Origin of the sequence: Corynebacterium sp. MSK012 (genome assembly GCF_030232435.1) — a bacterium.
Classification (GTDB): domain Bacteria; phylum Actinomycetota; class Actinomycetes; order Mycobacteriales; family Mycobacteriaceae; genus Corynebacterium; species Corynebacterium jeikeium_D.
Genome location: NZ_JASPJU010000004.1, coordinates 163441 through 184108, shown reverse-complemented (window position 1 = coordinate 184108; position 20668 = coordinate 163441). Strand labels below are relative to the sequence as shown.

19 protein-coding genes are annotated in these 20668 nt (G+C 58.1%); 6 read left to right on the top strand and 13 right to left on the bottom strand.

The annotated features are described in order from the left end of the window. Nucleotides 1-26: 26 nt before the first annotated feature. From QP977_RS03955 to arfB, 12 genes are all read right to left on the bottom strand, one after another. On the bottom strand, nucleotides 27-1148 hold the full coding sequence (locus tag QP977_RS03955; RefSeq protein WP_224783767.1) for an ABC transporter substrate-binding protein: 1122 nt from the start codon (nucleotides 1146-1148) through the stop codon (nucleotides 27-29). A 214-nt stretch (nucleotides 1149-1362) separates the two neighbouring features. Then, the gene (locus QP977_RS03950; RefSeq protein ID WP_016422025.1) at nucleotides 1363-2763 is read right to left on the bottom strand and encodes an MATE family efflux transporter; all 1401 of its coding nucleotides are present in this window, start codon (nucleotides 2761-2763) and stop codon (nucleotides 1363-1365) included. Beyond that, nucleotides 2760-3845, bottom strand: a complete 1086-nt coding sequence (locus tag QP977_RS03945) for a PLP-dependent cysteine synthase family protein (protein ID WP_080985592.1) — start codon at nucleotides 3843-3845, stop codon at nucleotides 2760-2762. Before QP977_RS03945 ends, QP977_RS03950 begins: the two co-directional genes overlap by 4 nt. Before the next feature lie 20 nt (nucleotides 3846-3865). Next, nucleotides 3866-5359: a type III PLP-dependent enzyme domain-containing protein gene (locus tag QP977_RS03940; RefSeq protein ID WP_083324576.1), complete on the bottom strand. Its 1494-nt coding sequence runs from the start codon at nucleotides 5357-5359 to the stop codon at nucleotides 3866-3868. A gap of 31 nt (nucleotides 5360-5390) precedes the next feature. Continuing rightward, nucleotides 5391-6389, bottom strand: coding sequence for an ornithine cyclodeaminase (locus QP977_RS03935; RefSeq protein WP_070653449.1), 999 nt, complete (start codon nucleotides 6387-6389; stop codon nucleotides 5391-5393). A gap of 164 nt (nucleotides 6390-6553) precedes the next feature. Next, nucleotides 6554-7306: an ABC transporter ATP-binding protein gene (locus QP977_RS03930; RefSeq protein WP_016422021.1), complete on the bottom strand. Its 753-nt coding sequence runs from the start codon at nucleotides 7304-7306 to the stop codon at nucleotides 6554-6556. Next, a complete protein-coding gene (locus QP977_RS03925; protein ID WP_016422020.1) occupies nucleotides 7303-8253 on the bottom strand; it encodes an ATP-binding cassette domain-containing protein in 951 nt (316 codons plus the stop codon). The genes QP977_RS03930 and QP977_RS03925 overlap by 4 nt, the downstream gene beginning before the upstream one ends. Beyond that, nucleotides 8250-9077, bottom strand: coding sequence for an ABC transporter permease (locus tag QP977_RS03920; protein WP_016422019.1), 828 nt, complete (start codon nucleotides 9075-9077; stop codon nucleotides 8250-8252). Before QP977_RS03920 ends, QP977_RS03925 begins: the two co-directional genes overlap by 4 nt. Further along, nucleotides 9070-10008, bottom strand: a complete 939-nt coding sequence (locus QP977_RS03915; protein ID WP_224783768.1) for an ABC transporter permease — start codon at nucleotides 10006-10008, stop codon at nucleotides 9070-9072. The genes QP977_RS03920 and QP977_RS03915 overlap by 8 nt, the downstream gene beginning before the upstream one ends. A gap of 135 nt (nucleotides 10009-10143) precedes the next feature. After that, entirely contained in the window at nucleotides 10144-11814 is a 1671-nt protein-coding gene (locus QP977_RS03910) for an ABC transporter substrate-binding protein (protein ID WP_016422017.1), read from the bottom strand. Between the two features lie 223 nt (nucleotides 11815-12037). Continuing rightward, nucleotides 12038-12964, bottom strand: a complete 927-nt coding sequence (gene pdxY / locus QP977_RS03905) for a pyridoxal kinase PdxY (RefSeq protein ID WP_246820031.1) — start codon at nucleotides 12962-12964, stop codon at nucleotides 12038-12040. A gap of 40 nt (nucleotides 12965-13004) precedes the next feature. Then, nucleotides 13005-13448 (bottom strand): alternative ribosome rescue aminoacyl-tRNA hydrolase ArfB, encoded by a 444-nt coding sequence (gene arfB / locus QP977_RS03900; protein ID WP_048732538.1) that lies wholly within the window; start codon nucleotides 13446-13448, stop codon nucleotides 13005-13007. A 139-nt stretch (nucleotides 13449-13587) separates the two neighbouring features. Here arfB and QP977_RS03895 point away from each other — a divergent pair, with 139 nt between their 5' ends. The 6 genes from QP977_RS03895 (at nucleotide 13588) to QP977_RS03870 (ending at nucleotide 19380) form a co-directional block, all read left to right on the top strand. Next, complete coding sequence (locus QP977_RS03895) at nucleotides 13588-14370, top strand: SDR family oxidoreductase (protein WP_070546372.1); 783 nt, start codon at nucleotides 13588-13590, stop codon at nucleotides 14368-14370. Nucleotides 14371-14386: 16 nt separating this feature from the next. Continuing rightward, nucleotides 14387-15067: an alpha-ketoglutarate-dependent dioxygenase AlkB family protein gene (locus QP977_RS03890; protein ID WP_284837517.1), complete on the top strand. Its 681-nt coding sequence runs from the start codon at nucleotides 14387-14389 to the stop codon at nucleotides 15065-15067. A gap of 33 nt (nucleotides 15068-15100) precedes the next feature. Next, on the top strand, nucleotides 15101-16330 hold the full coding sequence (locus QP977_RS03885; protein ID WP_049192988.1) for a sensor histidine kinase: 1230 nt from the start codon (nucleotides 15101-15103) through the stop codon (nucleotides 16328-16330). Nucleotides 16331-16403: 73 nt separating this feature from the next. Continuing rightward, a complete protein-coding gene (locus QP977_RS03880) occupies nucleotides 16404-17090 on the top strand; it encodes a response regulator (RefSeq protein ID WP_246815967.1) in 687 nt (228 codons plus the stop codon). Nucleotides 17091-17206: 116 nt separating this feature from the next. Continuing rightward, on the top strand, nucleotides 17207-17950 hold the full coding sequence (locus QP977_RS03875; protein WP_049172353.1) for an ABC transporter ATP-binding protein: 744 nt from the start codon (nucleotides 17207-17209) through the stop codon (nucleotides 17948-17950). Next, the gene (locus QP977_RS03870; protein ID WP_284847155.1) at nucleotides 17947-19380 is read left to right on the top strand and encodes an ABC-2 family transporter permease; all 1434 of its coding nucleotides are present in this window, start codon (nucleotides 17947-17949) and stop codon (nucleotides 19378-19380) included. Before QP977_RS03875 ends, QP977_RS03870 begins: the two co-directional genes overlap by 4 nt. A 23-nt stretch (nucleotides 19381-19403) precedes the next feature. Here the strand turns inward: QP977_RS03870 and QP977_RS03865 are convergent, their stop codons facing one another. Further along, nucleotides 19404-20585: a YkvI family membrane protein gene (locus QP977_RS03865; protein ID WP_016422008.1), complete on the bottom strand. Its 1182-nt coding sequence runs from the start codon at nucleotides 20583-20585 to the stop codon at nucleotides 19404-19406. Nucleotides 20586-20668 lie beyond the last annotated feature (83 nt).

Below are 20668 nucleotides of genomic sequence, written 5' to 3'. Positions count from 1 at the left end.
TCCGTGCGAAACTTGCATGTTCGACATCACTCCAGCCCAGTCCAGAAGGTGCCCGAGGCCTCGATTGGCAGGAACTTATCGTGCAGGTCCTGTACCTCTCGTTCAGTGTCAATGTCGCCGAACAAGTCCGGGTGCATGGCCTTTGCAAACATCTCGACTGCCAGGAAGTTATATGGCGAATCGTAAAAATGATGCCATGCGACGAAAGTACGCTTACTTTTCACCGCGTCGACTTCACGCACAGCGGGTTGCTTACCGACGACATCGTGAAGGGCCTTTTGCGCCTCTTCCTTCGATTCCGAGTAACCCAGCGGTACGTAATTTCCTTCCTTGACCGGAGTCTTACCCTGATCCCAGTCTGCGCCTGTGGCAATGATGACTTCAGGATTCTTCCCGGCCAATGCCTCTGGCGATACCTGCCCTTGCTTCGCATCAATCATTTCGTCGCCAAGGTTTAGTCCACCGGCAAAATTGACAATCTGCGCCAGGTTGGACTTGGCGAAGGTTGAGCAGCAGTCAAAGTAACCGGGTGCTCGCCACAGGAATGTCGGTGTCGGTGCTGGTTTCTTCTCGGCAAGGCGGTCAGCGACCTTGTTGACCTTCTTCTCGTAGTAGTTGATAAAGTCTTCCGCCTGCTTTTCACGCCCCAGCAGTTGTCCCATCATTCGAATACTGGGCTCGGTGTTTTTCACTGGGTCAATGAAGTAGTCGACAGTCACCGTCGGCACGCCTGCCTTTTCTAATCCATCAACGATTCCAGCATCTTTAGCCGCGTCGAAGACACCCGCATTTACTACGAAGACATCGGGTCGGGACTCCAGAGCCTGTTCCAGCGACATAGTGTTGTTGTAAATCTCGCCTGTGGTCGGGATGTCCTTGATCTTGGGGAACTTCTCAACGTAGCGGTCGTAAGTGGCTTTGTCGTTTTCCTTCAGGTCCTCTGGCCAGGCAACGATCTTGTCAGTTGGATTGTCTGGGTTCAGAAGCGCCGTCGTGTAAAGCATCTTCTGCCCGCCCATCAGGATTCGCTCGACATTCTGCGGGACTTTAACTTCGCGTCCTAGCGCATCGACGACGGTACGCTTCTCACTGCTAGCGGATGCGTCTCCATTTCCATCTGAGCAAGCGGCGAGAAGGACGAGCGACATGCATAGGAGTACCGCGAAAAGCACCCTTGCGGGGAAGTCACGCAGTAGCACGCTTGGAGTAAGAGGAGAACTAACCTTCATTTTCTTCTTTCCGGAGCAGGCGGTCAGTCGACCGCATATTCAGCTCCTCGGATCCCCTTCGGTAGAGGGAAAACGTCATCTTTACGTGGATGGTTCAGACTATTTCTGGATGGGTGTTACGAAGCTTCGGCCGTCACACGGAACTAGTGGGTTGCAGGTGACGCTGCAGAGCGCGGTAAAGCAGAGCAGCGGTCGTGGAAAAGCCAAGGATGAGCCCAACCCAAACGCCATATCCTTCCCAACGAAGGCCAAGGCCAAGAATCAGGAGAGCTGGAACCCCCACCGCCCAGTAGCCCCAAAGGGTCGCACTGAGACCCGACTTCGTGTCGCGCAGCCCACGAAGGAGCCCCACCAGCACGTTCTGGGAGCCTTTAGCGAACTGCTGAAGCACGGCAAGGCACAACAAGATTGTCGCTATATGGCGTACATCGGGATTGGCACTAACGTTGGAATCAGTAAGGAACAGTCCAACGACGTACTTGCCCAGTAGCAACCAGAGCAAACCGACGACGGCAAGATAAATACCCACTGCGTGCAAAACCCGACGTGATACCTGTTTGACTGCCTCGGCACCATCCGCTAATGCACGGCTGACCAGTATAGATCCTCCGTGCGAGAAGCCGATACATACTTGGTAGACGATATAAGCGAGTTGGTTAACAACGGTGTGCGCTGCCAGCATGACTGGGCTAACCAGGCCCATCGCTAGACCTGCGATAGTAGTAATCGCAGCTTCAGAGCCGTAGGTAAGCGAAACTGGAATCCCAAGCCGAATAATGCGCCTCATGCATGCTGCGTCGCCGGGCCTCGGAATGACCGCGAAGAATTTCCGTAGCTGACGGTCTCTTTGCAGCAAGCCAGCAAAGGACAGCAGGGTAAAAACCTGGACGCAGGTGGTCGACAGACCGATGCCCACCAGTCCCCATGCAGTTCCCCATTCATTGACACTTGTTAGCCGGAGGAATCCAGCGTTGAGAGCAGCGTTGACAACGATGGAGATGAGCGTAACCACCAGCAGAGAGCCCGGCCGACGCATGCCGACTGCAAACTGCCGCAGGACATTGAGCCAAATCATCGGGATAAGGCCTGGTGCAAGCGCGACCGTCATCGAGAACGCTAGCTCGGCAACAGTGTCGTCGATGGGCAAGATGAGTGCAAGCGCACCAAATGAAATCACGATGAGGCCACCAATGATTGCAGTTGCGGTACCGACGGCCATGCAACTGCGTACCGCTTGGCGGATTCGCTCAGCCGCAACTTCCTCGCCTGTCTTTTCCCACTCCGACGCGGCCTCGGCTACTAGGTTGCCTCCGGCGGTGACCATACCGACACACATGGTGCGAATCTGGTTGTAGAACTGCATTGCGAGTCCGCCGCCGGCAATTGCCACTACACCGAGGGTCTGCAGCATCAGCACATCGGTCGTGGTTAGCGCAACCCCCGCTAGCTGAACGCCCGCGATGGGTAGCGCAAGCGAATAGACATCACGGTAGGACACGGTTTGCTGGCCAATTGCACGAGCTGGTTTTATCACCCGGCCACCTCGAAGGAACTAGCAATGGCACGAGAATCACCATAGGCTCTGAGCATTCGCGAAACTTGACGCTCCATAACTTCTGAATACAAATGATTTTTCTGAAGCCAATCAGTATCAAAAATTGTGTCGAGATATTTCTCACCAGCATCACAAACAATGACGACCATTGTTGTTCCTGCCTGAAACTCGTGTAGATGACGCAAACCTTCGTAGATTGCAGCACCTGCTGTGCCTCCAACCATGAGCCCATGTTCCCTAGCCAACACTCGGGCCACAGCGAATGCCTTGACATCGCTAACTTTGACTCCATGGTCGATGAGGTTGTAGCGGACGTTATTGCCGATTTTGAAACCCGACGGAGCACCGGCACCTGATTGCTTATATGCCCCTGGCACCCCACCAAAAATGATGGAGCCTTCGGGTTCAACAGCCAACGACTCGGCGGTATGCCCAAGCTTCCTCAGATGTTCCGTTGTACCGCACAACGTCCCGCCCGTTCCGATTGCCGCAACGAGAACGTCAACCTTTTCTGGGATTTGCTCATCGAGTTCGTATGCAAGCTGCCAGTAACCAGCTGGGTTGTTGGGATTATTGTGCTGATCTGGCCACCATGCATCCGAGGTCTCGGCGACAATTTCTGCGGCCTTCGCACGTCTAAGGCTCGTAGACGGAACACAGGATTCTTTATCCCCGACGAAGACCAACTCTGCTCCAAGTGCTTGCATGGAACGCAGCTTGTCCTTAGCAGCGTGATGATCCACAATCGCCGTAAACTTGTATCCCCGCTGAGAGGCCACAAATGCCAGACCTAAACCAGTGTTTCCACTAGTGGGTTCAATGATTCTTCCGCCCGGCTTGAGCTCGCCGGAGATCTCCGCAGCAACAATCATCTCCAGCGCCATTCGCACCTTTACGCTTCCCGTCGGATTTAGGCAATCCATCTTCAGTAATAACCGGCTTCCGGATCCGGTATTACACAGTTCAAGAATTGGCGTGTTTCCAATTAAACTACAACTCTCAAGCGAACATGTTGCGCAAGGTTTTCTTAATTTTTTTTCAGAATATGGAAAATCAATCATGACAGACCCCAATTAGACATTTAAACCAATTCCCGATATAAAGGCCTATCTATTTTCGGCAAGCTTCCCCGACCTTCCCAAACAAACCGCATGGGCAGGCGAATTTGATGAAATTCGCTTTCATTTTTGTCCATCTGATAACCAGCCGTATTGTGATAAATAACCAAATCCCCAACTCTCGGAATTCGATTCATTTGGACCTTTCGCCAAGTGAGCATGTCATATTCCATACAGCTACTTCCGCCAACACAGACACCAACCGAGCGCGATAGACAATTACTGCCACCGCTAGGCCTGCCCATGTAATTGGCGCCATCATCTGAGCCGGGATTCTCCCATAACGTCATGTCAGGCATGTATTCACTGCCTTTCCATTGCTCAGAAAGGCTCATACTTAAACCCGCAACAGTAATAATTATGTAGTCGTCTCTCCATTTCACACCCTGAATTGGAAAAACGCTCAATCCACAACCATCTAACGCCGCTCGGCCTGGTTCAATGGCCAACTGAAATCGCCCATTTTTTAGCCGTTCCGCAAGCGAAGTGCTAGTTTTATCAATCCTCTCAACTGAAGGCGAATTAGCTACTCCTGAAAGAATTTCATCTAACATTTCAGGGCCATCATTGCCCTGCCCACCATACGGATAAAGCCCTTCTGGAATTCGACCAGAATGAAAATAGTCTCGCTTATCCGGTGAATCAATAACCTTTTCCCGAAACATTTCCCACTGGGATGGCTCACAATACTGAACCGAAAATCCTCCACCTATGTCCAGCATCTCTGCCGTCCATCCTTTAATTCGAAGAATTTCCATAAAATCCAAAGCTTTATGTGCTTGGCGGTTACGCTGAGCGGGACTGTATCCGTTCAAATGGAAGGTCACGCCCCTACAGTCAATCCCATTACTAGATTGTTCTCGCAGGGCCTCAAGCTCTCGAAGCCACTGTGCCATGGAGGTGCCGAAGCGAGTCTCAGGCTGTTCTTCAGGCAGTAACCTAATCAACACCGGAGCATCAACGACTCCAAGATCCTTAGCCAGCGAATTAATTCGGAATAGTTCGCTCGGAGAATCTACTGCAATTAGAACTCTCTGCCTGAGAGCAAGAGTCAAAAGCGATTGCGATTTTTCCGCACCCGTAACAACTAAGTCGGCAGCACACACACCAGCGCCTAAAGCGCCGGTGAGCTCCTCCCCGCTCGCAACGTCTACGCAATGCCCCTCTTCGGCGACTGCGGGGATCCAGCACGCAGACTTATTTGCTTTGTGAGCGAAGTAGATATGCGAGTCGACTCCGTGACGCTCGCAAACAGCAGCAAAAGCATTCAAATTCTGGCGAAAAACCTGAGTATTTAGAACATGAAAAGGCCCTGCCGCTAGTGTGGCTAAACGAGTTAGTTCCGAGACGCCGTCACTTGGAATTGACAGTAAATCTTTCGCCCAGTCACGTTGTTTCGGGACCAGGGTCGAGGTCTTGGGCACAGAGGGTGTAGAAGCAAAAGTTTTATCGTTCACTTTTCATTTCCCGTAGTGCCGACAGCGAGCGTTACGACCATAGCGACACCTCCGTACCTCGCCCAGCAGAAAATGCACGAACCGCAAGTTCCTGAGCAACTGGAATATCCGTAATAATCATTCCCGTCGAGAATGCAAAAACTCGGTCAGTTTCATTCGTGCGCCCTGGGGCCTTTCGCGCGAGAATATCGGGTAGTGTTGCATCCAATTCCACTTCTTTGCCCTGGAGCAATCGCTGCCCAACTAGCTCGAACTGTCCGGCACTAGTAGCAATTACCCTGTCTGCAGCAGCAACAGCACCATCCGCAATTCCCTTGGAAGCAACAGAAATTAGCAGCCCACCTTCGGGAATCCATTCAGTTTGAATCGATGGGTGCCAGGCACGACCGGAAGCAACTACGGTGATATCGCTGCTTTGAACTGCCTTCATAACAGAAGCATCATCGCGTTCAACTAGTTCGATATTCCGCTCGGGAAACCAGTGATTAAGCGACTTCCGGCTTTTTTCTAATCCTCCCGGATGAGTTCCATGCAGCTGTAGTTTTTCGAGGCTCGGCACTGCTGTGACCAAGTAGGAAAGTGTGTTAACTGACTGAATCCCAGTGCCAAAAACAGTCACAGTCTTCGCATCAGCGCGTGCACATTCTCGCGCAATCAATGCTGTCGTAGCGGGAGTTCGCGAGGCTCCAACTTTTTGGCAGTCCATTAGCGCGTATGGCATGCCGCTTTCATCGTCGTAGAGACTAATGGTGGTGTAGTACTTATCTGGGTTGTCGCTTCCGTGGCGATAAGAGGTCTTGTATCCAACGAGATCACGGTTGGCATCAAAACCGAGCATCGAAAAAGCAATCGAGTCCCGGCTCTCAACCGGTAAGTCAATCATCATTTTTGTCGGGCACTGCGAGGAACCTTCCGCGAATGCCAAGTATCCATCTTCTACTGCACGGATAACCAGCGAAGGTTCGAGTTCGATATCTTCCAAGTCCGATCGGGTCAAAAGTCGAAGCTTTGGAGTTTTTGAATCAATCAATAGAAGTCCTTCAAGCAAGTAACGATTGATAGCCAACCATTCAACCAACAAAAGGAGAGCCTACACTACCTGTCATAGGTATGGCTACCCTAATTCCTAAATTCTATCGGCGATCACAGGCAGTGAAGGTTCAATGACTCCAAGCTGGGCGCTAAGCAATATCGCTACTCTAAGGCGACGACGCCGTCGCACACGGCGGCGAGAAGCCTGTGTTCATGGCTAATCATGAGAACACCGCCGCCAGATACGGCGAAATCCCGGATGACCTCGACGATTGCCGCGGAGTTGGCGGCGTCGAGCATGGCGGTCATCTCGTCGCAGATGAGGTAGCGTGGACCGGCGGCCAGGGTGCGAGCGACTGCGGCACGCTGGAGCTGCCCGTCTGAGACCTGGCTAGGGAAGCGATCGAGAAGGTCCGGAGTCAGCCCAACGTTTCGGATGAGCTCGTCGATGTCCACACTTTTCCCGGTTCGCTGACCATCCCGTCGCCCTTGCCGCCCCTGTCGTGCGGCTGAGCGAATGGTGCGCCCCAAAGTCATCCGCGGGTCGCAGGACCTTCGGGGAGACTGAAACACCATCCCAATCTGGCCACGAACCCGCTGCCCGGCGCGGCTGCGCACAGCGCCGACCGGCACCCCGTCGCAGAAGCACTGCCCTAAATCGGGCACTTCCAGGCCTGCGAGGATACGGCCGAGCGTGGACTTGCCAGCCCCCGAAGGCCCACGAAGCCCGACGATCTGCCCTGGATCAACCCTGATGGAAACGTCCGATAAAACGACTCTCGCAGAGCCGTCCTTGGCGCCGAATGACTTCGACACGTTCTCGGCGACCAGCGCTTTGCCACTCGCCTGCGCGTCACAGCTCACCGAAGCCTGCTCACTCACCAACGCCTTACTCACCACAGCCTCCTCGTTCATTTCCCCGCCTCCTCGAGCCTGCGCGCGTAGCAATAGTCCTCGTCCAGGTTCGTCAAGCTCGGCACCACGCCGGGCATCGGCCGCATGCCGTTTTCGGGCAGCGCTGCGAGCAGGTCGCGCATGTATTCGCTGGCTGGGGCCTCAATCACCTGTTTTGCCGGTCCCGTCTCCTCAAGGCGCGATGCGTACATCACTGCAACTCGGTCGGCGATGCCGCTATCGCGCAGCTCGGAAATGTCGTGCGTAATTAGCATGACTCCCACACCACTGTCGGCGATTTGGCGAAGCATGCGCAGCAGGGCCATGGTCAGGTCGGGGTCGAGGGAGGCCGTCGGCTCGTCAGCAATCACCAGAGCAGGGTCGCCAGCCAGGGCGAATGCCACTGCTGCGCGCTGCGCCATACCCCCGGAAAGTTCGTGGGGATACAGCGCCGCGACCTCCGCATCCAGGCTGACTCGCCGCAGCATCTCCTCCACCGTGTGGTTGCGTCCCAGAACGGAAATTGTTTCTTTTAGCTGTGCCCCGACCGTGCGCACCGGTGTCAAAAACGTCGCCGCCGACTGCGGTACTAGCGCGATTTGCCGCCCCGCCAGCTCCTCGTCAGTGCGAGCAAGGCCCGCGCCGGTACGTCGCCGCGCCAGAATTTCGATGGGCTCGGCGTTCCTCTCCGCTTCTGCACCACTGTCAGCTGCCCCTTCGCGCGGATAGAAACGCACCTGCCCCTCTACTCTCGCGTGCGGCGGCAGCATGCCAACCACCGCCGAGGCAATAATCGACTTTCCGCAGCCCGACTCACCCACAACCGCGACGACCTCTCCCCTACCCACAGTCAGGGACACGCCCGTCGCGGCATGCACCACGTCACCACCGCGCAGGGGAATCCGCACTGTCAGTCTCTCAATGTCCAGCAGCTTCTCTCGCTTGCCGACGCCCTCCCGAGCACTCACACCAGCACCTCCTGTCCGGTCACCCGCTCCTTCAAATGCGTGCCGACGGCCGCAATACACAACGTTGTGGCGACGAGGAAAAACGAGGGAAACACCAAAATCCACCAATGGCCGAGAAGCAGGGCGCCCTCGGCGTCGGCAAGCAGAGTCCCGAGAGACGGCTTGTGCGGCGGCAGGCCCACCCCAAGGAAAGACAGCGTCGACTCGTGCCAGATTGCGTGCGGGATCAGCAAGATAAGGCCGACCAAGGACTGCCCCAGTGCCGCCGGAACAACGTGCCGAGCTAGCACGCGTGCGCGGCTCATTCCGGACAGGAGCGCGGCCTCGACGAACTCGGCGCCCCGCAGATGCAGCACGGACGCACGGACCGTTCGGGTGATGGTCACCCAGTGCGTCAGTACCAGGGAGATGATGATTGCGGGGACCGAGCCTCGGAAAAGGCTGACGATGAGCAGCCCCAGTAGCAGGTGCGGCAGCGCGTTGGTGACGTCGGCGCTGCGCATAATGACGCGGTCGACGCGCCCGCCGAGCATGCCTGCGGTAACGCCGAGGACGATACCGACGATCGCCGAGCACACTGCCGTGACCAGTGCAATGAAAAGGGAAATGCGCATTCCCGCAGCAACTCGAACGAAAACGTCGTGCCCCTTCGAATCGGTACCGAAGAAGTGCTCAGGCCCCGGGGCGACACCGGAATTGGCGAAGTCGGTGAGCACCAGGTCGGAGTCGTGAAACAGCGGAGTTAAAAAGGCGTAGGCAGCGATGAGGACCAGGCACGCCACGGCCACGACCGGGGCGACCGGCCTCTTTGTCGTTTTAAGCATCTGCATCCACCCGTGGGTCGAGGACGACGAAGGCGACGTCGGCAAGCAGATTTCCGAGCAGGACGATAGCCGTCGTCGCGATAGTGAGAATGCTCAGCAGCGGAAAGTCCAAGCTCTGAGCCGATTTGACCAGCGCGGTTCCGAGCCCAGGCCACGCGAAGACCGCCTCCACCAGTGTCGATCCGACGACCAGCTCAGACAGTCGCGCGCCGATGAGCGCGAGGAAAGGCGGCACTGCGGTCGGCAGGATATGGGAGAAAATGATCGTTCGGCGCGGAATGCCGCGGACCTGCGCTCCGGTGACCGCGCCGGAGTCCATGACCTCGACGATGGACTCACGCAACGACAGCACCAGCCACGGCACCTGCGTAATCGCAAGAACGACAGCTGGCAGCGTAAGGTGCGCCACTGTAGAGGAGAAAGTCACGGGCTCGCCCGGGTAGGTCAGGCCTCCGGTGGGAAATAGCTTCCAGGCCAACGCAAAAAGGCCGAGGCCGCCGAGTGCAACGACGAAGGGCGGGGTCGCCTGAATCACCGTCGAGATCGACAGGACTAGCCGGTCTAGCACTCCCCCGCGCCGCACCGCAGCCCACAGTGCCAGAACGAATGACAGCGCGATAGCTCCGGCAAGTCCGCAGGCGCCGAGCAGCATCGTCCACGGCAGACGCTCGGCGAGCACCTGCGTCACCGGCTGTGAGTAGGACCTCGAAATGCCAAGGTCGCCCACCGCCAGGCCCTGCAGCCACACCAACCACGACTCCCACCAGGGCCTATCCAGCCCCAACTGGTGAGAAATCGAGACTCTCTGCGCTTCGGTCAGGTTGCCCGCCTGACCTTTGAGATACGCATCCAAAGGGTCGAAGGGGCTCACCGCCGCCAGCGCGAACACTGCTGCCGTCACCGCCACAACGATGGGAACGGCTACCAGCACTCGCCTCACGACGATTCCTGCGACCTGCCGTTTCCGGCTCTTGAAACGGGGTTGATGCTCAGAGGGGTGTAGACGCGGGTGTGAGTGCGGGCGCGAGCGAGGGTGAGGACGTGGGTGTGGCTCGGCTTTTGTCATTTACTTGTGCCATGCCCCCAGGTTGAACCACGGGCCGAAGTTCAGGCCGTGGGCATGGGGCTCAAGGATGGCATCCGGGTGCGTGTAGCCACGGTCGCGCTCGACATAGACATGGTCAACGTAGACCAGCTGCAGCATGGCGGGCTTTTCGGCGTAGAGCTTCTGAATCTTACGGTAGAGCTCGTCTCGCTTGGCCTGGTCCGCTTCGACGCGCGCCTGGTCGAGCAGCTTGTCGATCTCCGGGTTGACGTAGTCGGAGCCGTTATCCCACTTGGCACCGGCACCCGGCTCAGCGTACTTGGAGTGCAAGATTGAGTAGATCTGGCCGTCGACGGAGTACGGGGTACCGCCTCCTCCCAGCATGACCGGGGTCTTGGCGTAGTCCTCGCGGGTGACAGACTTGGAATCACGGGCGACCGGATTGACCTCAATGCCGACCTTCTTCAGGTCGGAGGCTGCGGCCAACGTCAGGTCTGTGCGGGCGTGATCGCGGTTCGGGAAGTAGATGACATCGAACGCGGCGCGCTGGCCGTCCTTGACGCGGATGCCGTCCGAGCCCTTCTTCCACCCGGCGTCGTCGAGAAGCTTCTCGGCCTTCGCGGTGTCGTGCTTGATCTCGGCGGTCGGGTCGTAGGCGTCGCCGTAGAAGTCCGCGAGGAAGGTGGAGTTCGGCTTCGCGTGGCCCTTCATCACGTCTTTCGCCATGGCCTCACGGTTGACAGCCAGGTTGACCGCATTGCGGATTGCCTGGTCACCGGTGACCGGGTTGCCCGCTGGAAGGGTGATTCCGCGCCAGTCCGCCGAATGCGCCGACTCGACCTTGAATCCCTCCTGGCCTTCAAATTCCTGCGCCAACGCCGGCTCCATAATGGTTCCGTCGCCCTCGCCGCCGCGCAGCTGCTGAGCACGGGAGTTTTCGTCCTGATTGACTCGGTAAATGACTTTCTTCAGCTCAGGGGCCCCGCCGTGATAATCCTCGCGGGCCGTGAAGATGGCCTCGTCGGCACGCAAAGATTCGAGCTTGAACGGGCCAGTTCCCACGGGCTTGGTATTGAGATCTGAGTCCTCGGCGGGCTTCAAATCATCGAAGTTGAAGGCCTCCGACGGGGCGATGCCGTTGAGGAGCTGGTGATCGAATTCCGCGTACGGGATATTCAGCTCGAAGACGACCTTGTCTCCGTCGGCGTGCACCTCATCGAGCATTTCCCAGTTCGGAGCCTCAGAGGAGGCCGAGCGCTCGTCGAGGATGGCCTTGTAGGTCGCCACGACGTCCTCCGGCCCGAAGGTGGTCCCGTCGGAGAAGGTGATTCCGTCCTTGATTGGAACGGTCCACGTTTTGTTGCCATTGCTCGGCTCGGCGGGGCCGGAGGCTAGCAGAGGCTCAAAGTCGACGGGCTTCGTGGAGGTGTCACCCGACACCGGCTTGAGCCGGAAAAGGCCCTCGTAGACCGGGGAATCGCCGGACCTGCTGTAACCAGCAACCGGGTTGTATCCGCCGGTTTCGTTGTTATCCAGCAGGACCAGGGTCTGCTCGGCGCTGGCGCCGGAGTCCCCGGCGGCACCGGAGGCGGACTTATCATCGGGGTTCGAACAGGCGGTCAACCCGAGGCCACAAATCGCAAGTGCAGAGACCGAGACAGCCAGGGTTCGCCCCGTGCGGGTAGAAAACATTTACTCCCCTTTATTGAAGGATAGGCACAACTAAGTAGTAACCGTTTTCATTATCTACTCATTGGAAACTTTATTTCAATGGTTCAAAATCTTTTCTTCTTGTTGCGCAAATGTTTAGAACCCAGGTAAAAGGCAGAAAAATCCCGAAGACCTGGTACGACGATGGCGGCAACACATAAGTGCTGCCGCCATCGACTCCCCCCCTATATTCGCTTATAAAGCGCTACGCTACCTTCGTAACCTCAAAACGCTGCTCCGGGTGAACGTAGGCCTCCTGCGCGCGCACGAGCTCCAGCTCGCCAGAGCCGGACTCGTGCGTGACCTTCAGCAGCTCAAAGATACTGGCCGCTGTGTTACCCAACGCGACCGAAAGGTCACCGTAAATACCGCGACCGCGCAGCAGGTTGCCTGCAAACAGCGCAGCCGCGACATCGCCGGAACCGTTGCGCTTCAGGGGCAGGTACGGCGTCGCCACCAGCCATGCGCCCGCACCATTGACGGCGAGCATCTCAATCTCGCCCTCCTTGCGCTCCGGACGCAGCACACTGGTCACCAACACGGCCTCCGGGCCCATCTCACGAGCAGCATGGGCTGCCGCAATGGTGGACTCCAGGTCGTTGACCTCGCGGCCCGTCAGGTATCCCAGCTCAAACTGGTTCGGCGTAATCACGTCTGCCACCGGCACAACCTTGTCGCGCAGCAGCGGCGGAATGTCATCCGAGACGTGGCAGCCGCTCTTGGCATTTCCCATCACCGGGTCACACGAGTAAATGGCCTTCGGGTTGCGCTGCTTGGCCATCGCCACGGCCTCGATGATGACATCCGCAATATCGCTACCGCCCTGGTAACCGGAGATAATCGCATCGACGTCGTCAAGCTTGCCCAGCTCATCGATACCCTTGATAACCTCGCGCACATCCGTGGCCGGAATCATCGGGCCGCGCCACTGGCCGTAGCCGGTGTGGTTGGAGAAATCGACGGTGTGGACCGGCCACACTTCAAAACCTGCGCGCTGCAGCGGGAAAACGGCAGCGGAGTTACCCACATGGCCGTAGCTCACATGCGACTGGATGGACAGGATCGAGGGCACGCGGTTGAACTCCGCGACGGCTTCAGCTGCCTTTTCGGTAGGGACCTGATTTTCGTTCATTCCTCTATATTGCAACGGATGCACGAAAATCCCATATCCCCTAGTAGGCGCTGGGGCGACGTCGGCTGGCTTTGAGCTCGGAGCGGCGTTGCTTCTGCGCTTTACGACGCGCAATCGAGGCCCGACTCGGTCGAGTCCGCCGGCGCCTCGGAGGCGGTGGCTGCACGGCTTCTCGGATGAGATCTGCCATGCGACGCCGGGCTTCCGCGCGGTTGCGTACCTGGGAGCGCTGCGTGGTAACCGACACGGTGAGTGTCGTGCCATCGAGTCGGTGGCTGAGGTTCTGGAGAGCGCGGCGGCGGTAGACGTCGGAAAGCACGCTGAGCTCGGCGATATCGACCGATAGCTGCACCTTGGAATCCGTGGTGTTAACGCCCTGACCGCCCGGCCCTCCGGAGCGCGCGAAGCGTTCGGTGAGCTCCGCCGCGGGGATGACGAGGCCCTTTGGGATGCCGGGACCTGGTGGGATGTTCAGGGGTTTCATGGTGGCCAGTGTAGAGGGCGCGTTTGTAATCAGGGCGCGTTTCCTCTAATCCGCGGTTAAACAACAAATACTCACCTAAGCTGGCAAATAACACTTATCCACTTATAAAAACAGCAAGAAAAGGCAGGATTGAGACACCATGGCCACTTCTGATTCCCCGTCCATTTTCATCTCCGGCGGCGCGCAGGGCATTGGCCGCGCGGTGGCCGAGAAGTTCCTGGCTGCAGGCTGGACCGTCGGCGTCTACGACATCAATGAGGATGCCCTGGCGAAGCTCAAGGCTGAGCGCCCGGAGGTAATCGTCGGCAAGCTGGACGTGACGGACTTTAAGCAGTGGGAGGACGCGCTTGCGGACTTCACCTCCCACACCGGCGGCAAGCTGACGGTGCTGGACAATAACGCGGGCATCATCGGCGATGGCGATATCACTGACCAGTCACCGGAGATTATCCGCGCGCAGGTGGACATCAACTGCACCGGCCTGACACTGGGCGCGAAGGCGGCGCACCCGTACCTGAAGCGCACTAAGGGGTCTCACCTGGTCAACATGGGTTCGGCTTCGGGCATTTACGGCCAGCCGCACATCGCGCCGTACTCCGCGTCGAAGTTCTACGTCTCTGGTCTGACGCAGGCTCTGGATCTGGAGTGGCGCAAGGACAAGATCCGCGTCGTCGCAATCATGCCGCTGTGGGCGAAGACCAAGCTGGCGGACGTTTCCGCCGGTTCCACCCGTCGTCTTGGCGTGCGCATTACGCCGAACCAAGTCGCTGATGCTGTGTGGAAGGCAACGCACCCGCAGAACTTCATTGAGCGCCAGCGTCACTTCTACTCGGTGTCGGCGGCAGACTTTATCCTGCGCTACCTGGGCAAGATTGGTCCGCAGTTCCTTTCCCGCCCGGTTAACGCAATCATCGCGGGTTAAGAGGCAAACTAGACCTATGCTCTTCGATCAACTCCCGCGCGACGATGCCCGCATCACGCCGGGAGTTGTTCATTTGCCGGGATGGCTTCCCCTGGACCGGCAGGCGGGCATCATCACGCAACTCCGCGACATCGCCCGCGACGTTGCCGGCACTCCCCTGGCCATGACTCGCCCGCAGCTCAAAAGTGGTCAGATGCAGGTCTTTATGCTGCATCTCGGCCGCATGTGGGCCACCAATCCCTACCGCTACGTCACGCACGCAGGCGGCGTTCGCGTCCCGCCCGTGCCTGACAACCTGCTACAGCTCGCTACCGAAGCACTCGGCGCTGCCGCGCTTTACGACGAATCCCTCAGCCAGTGGCCCACCACTTTTCGGCCCGACATGGCGTTGGTCAACTACTACCCGCCCGGGGCCACCATGGGGATGCACCAGGATCGAAACGAAAACTACCCTGCCCCGATTGTGTCACTCTCTATCGGCGATGAGGCCCTGTTCCGCATTGGCGGGACTGAAAACCGCAACAAACCCTGGGATGACGTGACTCTCGCCAGCGGGGATGTGATTGTGTTTGGTGGTCCGAAGCGGCTTGCGTTTCATGGTGTGCCCAAGACTCGTCGCGGCACTTTGCCGGAGGGGTGCGGGCTTAAAGAGGGCCGCATCAACATCACATTCCGGCAAGTGGAAAACTCACACTAAACCGCGCAAGCCACCGACCGCTAGCCTAGACACATGCAGCGCACCGCTTCCTCCATGCACGCACAGCCTGCCACCGCGCAGACCCCTGCCCCACTCGACTGGCGCAGCCGGGTACGTTTCTTTGTCGGCTCGTTCCCAACTGCCGATCTCGCTATTGCGACTGCTTTCCTGCTGTGCTGCTGGTTGAGCATGACGCCGCTACTTACTTATGGCCCGAGCTTTACTTATGTCACCAATGTGATTCTGTCCGCGATGATTGCCGGGGCCGCAGCGTTTCGTCGTAAAGCAGTGCGTGCATCGTTTGTGGTTACGTACAGTGCCCTAGCGGGTCTCGCCTTGCTGGTGTGGCTATCCCCAGTGAACCTTGGGCTAGACCCCATTATTGTTGCTGCCCCACTATCTCTATGGGCTGTGACCAGGTGGGAACCGAATCGCACCTGGGGCATCGTTGGGCTGTTTTTAGGGTTGATTGGCAGCTTCCTCAACCCGGCAGTTCCTGCCTTCGGCTTTACCCCGGAACGACTATTGGTCTTCGGACTACCGGCGGTGCTTATCACGGCGAGCGCGTACGCAGTGCCACTATGGCTGCGCATCAACGCCGAGGAACATGCCGCGGAGTTGGAGAACGTCGTGGCGCTCAACAAGCTGGAGTTGTCCAGGGAGCTTCACGACGTCGTGGGGCACGGACTCACCTCTATTAAGGTTCAGGCCCAAACCGCTCTGTACCTGGCGGAGATGGATGGCTCACGAGCGGAATCCGCTGCTGAAAAGACCACGCTGGAAGGTATTGCCCAGACCGCAGACCAATCGTTGCGGGATGTGCATGCGCTTGTCGATGCGCTACGTGATGGCGGCGAGATTAGCGCTGACCCGAATGAGATTCCGCGTCTGGTTGCGGCAGTTTGTCCGCCGGGTCGCGATGTTTCGGTGACTCTGCCGGAGTCTTATGGAGACCTGGCGGATTGGCCACTCGCGAAGCGTTTGACTTTGGTGCGGGCAGTGACGGAGTTGGCCGCGAATATGGCCAAGCACTCATCGGGCGCTGGTCAGCTGGCACTGGTAATCGATCCACCTGCCGATGCTGATGACAGCCCGGCGCGGGTTCATTTGGTGACTGCAAACCGGGCTGAGAGCGAAACTTTGGAACCCAGGAAGCGAGCTGGCGCTGGCCTGATTGGTCTGGAAGAACGCGTGGCTCAGCTCGGTGGCGAGATGACTTATGGTGAAAGCGACGGCATGTTCCGCGTCAGTATTCGGCTGTAAGCGGTTCGACCGAAGCAGGGCTGACTGTCAATCCTGTTGAGAAAGACGAGCAATGGATGTAATTCGAGTATTAGTGGCTGAAGATCAGGCTTTGATTCGGCAGTCTTTCGCGCAGCTTATTGATGCCCACCCGCAGATGAAAGTCATTGGTGCCGTGGGCGACGGCGCCGAGGCTGTGCGTCGTGCCTCCGGAGCCGATGTGGTCGTCATGGACATTCGAATGCCCGTGATGGACGGTATCGAGGCCACACGACAGATTGTGCAAGGCGTGCCGTCCGGAGGTGCGGCTCGCGCTTCCACTCCAAAAGTCTTGGTACTGACCACTTTCCGCGAAGAAGACCTGGTGCTCGGCGCTTTAGAAGCTGGGGCCGCAGGCTTTTTGCTCAAAGACTCCAATCCCCGTGAGCTGCTTTCGGCCATCATGCGTATCCACCGTGGTGAAGGAGTCATCGATCCGAAGGTGACGCCGATGGTGTTGCGGCATGTTTCACCGCGCGCACCGCACTCAGGACAGCCAGCGAGAGCGTTCTCGACACATGGCGCTGACTCAGACCCCACTCACACAGGAACCCAATTCACACCCCGCGAACAGGAGATTTTGAACCTCGTCTGCCAAGGGCTTTCCAATGACGAAATTGCTCGCAGGTTGGTTGTCGCCACGACGACAGTGAAAACCCATGTGAAATCCCTGTTGACCAAGACAGGCTCACGCAGTCGCGTGGATCTTGTCATTTGGGCTGCGAAAAACGGGCTGCTGTAGCTTCTCCTCGCTGGTACCGTCATCCTCGCTATCGCCTCCTCCCTAGGGAGGATATTTCCGCCACCTCATCCTCAGGGAGGGCGCGAACCGTGCCAAACACTCCTATTACTTAAGGCATGAACGCACCAACCCCCACCTCAGGCCCTTCCGCAGACGCCGCCGCTCCCCTCCTCCAGCTGCGCGGCATCACTGTCTCCTACGGCAAGAACGAACCTGTCCTGAACGGCCTCGATATGAACGTCCGCGCCGGCGAGGTCTACGGGCTATTGGGACTCAACGGCGCAGGTAAATCCACGTTGATGAGCACGGTGCTTGGGCTAATTCCCTACTCCGGTGAAATCAGCATCGCGGGACACCCGTGGTCCGTTGTCGACCTGGACCGCATCGGCGCCTCCATCAATGGCCCGGCGTTCTACCCACAGCTCTCAGCCACCGACAATCTCAAAGTGCACGCACATCTGACCGGCACGGACAAGAGCCGTATCGCCGAAGTCCTCGACTTGGTCGGGCTTCATGCTGGTAACAAGCGTGGCCGCGCTTTCTCAACGGGCATGAAGGTTCGTCTTTCCCTGGCGATGGCGCTGCTCACCGACCCCGACATTGTGCTTCTCGACGAGCCCACCAACGGCCTCGACCCCGAAGCTATCGTGGGCCTGCGCACCTTGTTGCGAAATCTTGCCGCTAGTGGCAAGGCCGTCGTGGTGTCCTCCCATCAACTCGGAGAGGTCGAGAAGAGCGTTGACCACCTTGGCGTCCTTGCTGGTGGCCGACTGGTCTACGAAGGCCCGCTGGCTGACTTTGCGGCTGCTGGTCAATCCCTCGAGCAAGCTTTCTTCACCGCAGTAGGTGTTGCCCGATGAGCACTCAACCGCACACGCGCACTCTTAACACGCGCACCGTTCCTGCCCGCCGCTACTTCCGCGCCGAGCTACTGCGGGCAAAGTGGTCACTCACCATGTTTCTTCCCATCATCATGGTGGCAATCGCTCTGGTCAGCATGGTCTTTTCTAGAGGCGTTGACGCCACCGCCATGGCGAGCGCCCACATCTACTCGCTTATCCTGCTTCCTCCCCTGGCTGCTATTACGTCCGTCATCGGCCAAAACCGTGAAGAAAAACTCCGCCAAGGCGGCCTAATCTGGCGCAATATCTCGGGCACTCGAGTGCTCCTTGCCCGCGCAGCCACTGTCATTGCCTCCGCGGCCCTCGGTCACGCATTGATGGCTGCACTCCTTGCCCGGAGCGTGAGCACCGCATTGCAATTCACGCTCTTTAGCACGTTGTCATTCTTCGTCTTCTGGACATTCGGCCTTGCCCTATGGCGCCTTGTGCCACGCGCAGCTCTCTTCCTCGCTCCGCTCGCTTCCATCGCTTGGGCCATCGCAGGAACACTGGACGCCATGAGCCCAAACTGGAAAGTTCTCCCGTGGACCTGGGCAATCCGCCCAACGTTACCTATCCACGGAGTGCAGGCTAATTCCATCTCGGCTCCCGCCGACAGCGAGATCTGGAACATCGCCATCCTGCCGCCCGCGTTGCTGCATTTACTCCTCGGGCTAGGTCTATTTGCCATCGCATTGCTTGCGCACGGAAAATCTCTCAGCTTGCCGACGGGCCGGGAACGCAGCACTTCGTCGTTAAGCCATGGCATGAGCGCGACCCTTCCCTGGCGCACCTGGTGGAGTCTCGCAGCGCTGATGCTTGCCGGACTTGCGGTCGTGCGTGTGGTGTGGAACCCGGAGTATGCGCTGGGGCTGCTGAGTTTCGTCTGCGTGCCGACGGCCGCAACCGTGGTGGCCATCATGACATGGACTTCGCAAGCCGATGCCTGGCCAGCACTGATGTATCGGCGTGCGCGACGCAGCATCACGCTCCGACTGTTTGCCTTGGATATGGCGTTTCTCCTGCCGGTGCTGGTGGTTGCGGTGGTTATCAGTGGTGCAGGCGGCGAGACCAATAGCCAGACGGGCATTAACCCCTGGCCGTACCAGGCGGTAATCGCGTCTCTTGTGGCCGCGATGATTGTGACCGTGACCGGCTTAATTGCGCGTCGAAGTGTGGCGGCCGCAATCTTTGTCTCGGTCGCGCTCGGCGGTTGGGCGGTGATGGTTGGCGGTGATGTCCTCAGCGCCTCACCGTTGTGGTGGACCTCGGAATGGGGATGGACTTGGGTAGTCCGTGATTACCCCGATCGGTGGCCAGTGATGGTTCTCGTGTCCGCCATTGTGATGGCGGCGTTCGTGGCTTGGGCTCGGGCGACATCATTGAAAGCGATCCGATCCCAAGACTGACGGCGGCGCTACGAGCAGCCCACCTACTCCTCGATCGCCTCGCGGACCTCTTCGACACTGAGGTTGGAGTCTTCAATCTCCTCGCGGGCCTCCTTGTTCCGGCCACGGCGGACCAGGCGGAAGATGCGCTTGCGGCGGGAAGTCTCTTCACTGATGCGCTCGCGGCCGCGCAACCAGGCAACAAGCATGACAGTAATGAGCAGCAGACCGATGTAGCCCAGGATTGGGTAGACCCAACCGATTAGGTTCTGGAAGCCCATGAAGCTCAAGGCGAAACCGAGCAAGACCAGCGCGACGTAGACAATCTTGAATTTTTCCGGGTGATTTGCGGTGACGCGACGCCCCAGTGCGTAGAACATGCCAAGTGCCGTGTTGAAGATCATGCCAAGGATTACCACGGCCATGGCCTGGCCCAGCCACGGGTGCAGTCGATTAATGACGGTGAGCATTGGCACGGCATCGGTGGCGACAGTACCAACAGTGTGGAACAGCGTGATGGTGGTAATCAGCAGCATCGCGGAGTAAATCAAACCACCGGTAAACCCACCGGCTCCAGCGGCGCGGGGATTGAACAGGCTACCGCCAATAACAATCGCCATGGAAACCGCAACCATCAGGTTAAAACCAACATAGTTCACTGCGGCGACAACCCAGTTCGGCAGGGTAGTCGGGACTTCCGCAACGGCAGCTGCCTGCTCCGCGGCCGGGGTGGCATCGGTGAACGCCAGCGTATAAACACTGGCCAGCAGGATAAAGCCGACGATAAACGGCGTGATGGAACCGATCACTGTGGTCACTCGGTCAACATCGAGGAAACCGGCTGCAATGGTCACCAACACCATGATTACGGCACCGATCCACACAGGGATGCCCCACTGCTGCTCCATGTTGGCACCGGCACCGGCGAACATGACGAACCCGGTGGCGAAGAGCGTGATAATCACGCCAATGTCCAGTACTCGCGAGAAGATGGGGTGCGATACGCGTCGGAAAACTTCGCCGTGCTCGCTGGCCTGAAAATAGCTTCCCAGCTGCAAAATGATCATCGCCATCAGGCTCATGATTACCGCTGAGAGAACGGCACCCCAGACACCATTGATGCCAAAGGCGACGAAGTATTGCATGATTTCCTGACCCGTCGCAAAGCCCGCGCCGACGACCACGCCGACGAAGGCAAATGCAACGCGCAGTACTTGCTTCACCACAAGGGTTCACTCCTATTCGACTATCGGATTAATATAACCACCTTACTTTTCTCAGTGAGTTTTACTAATCGCAATTAAGCGTT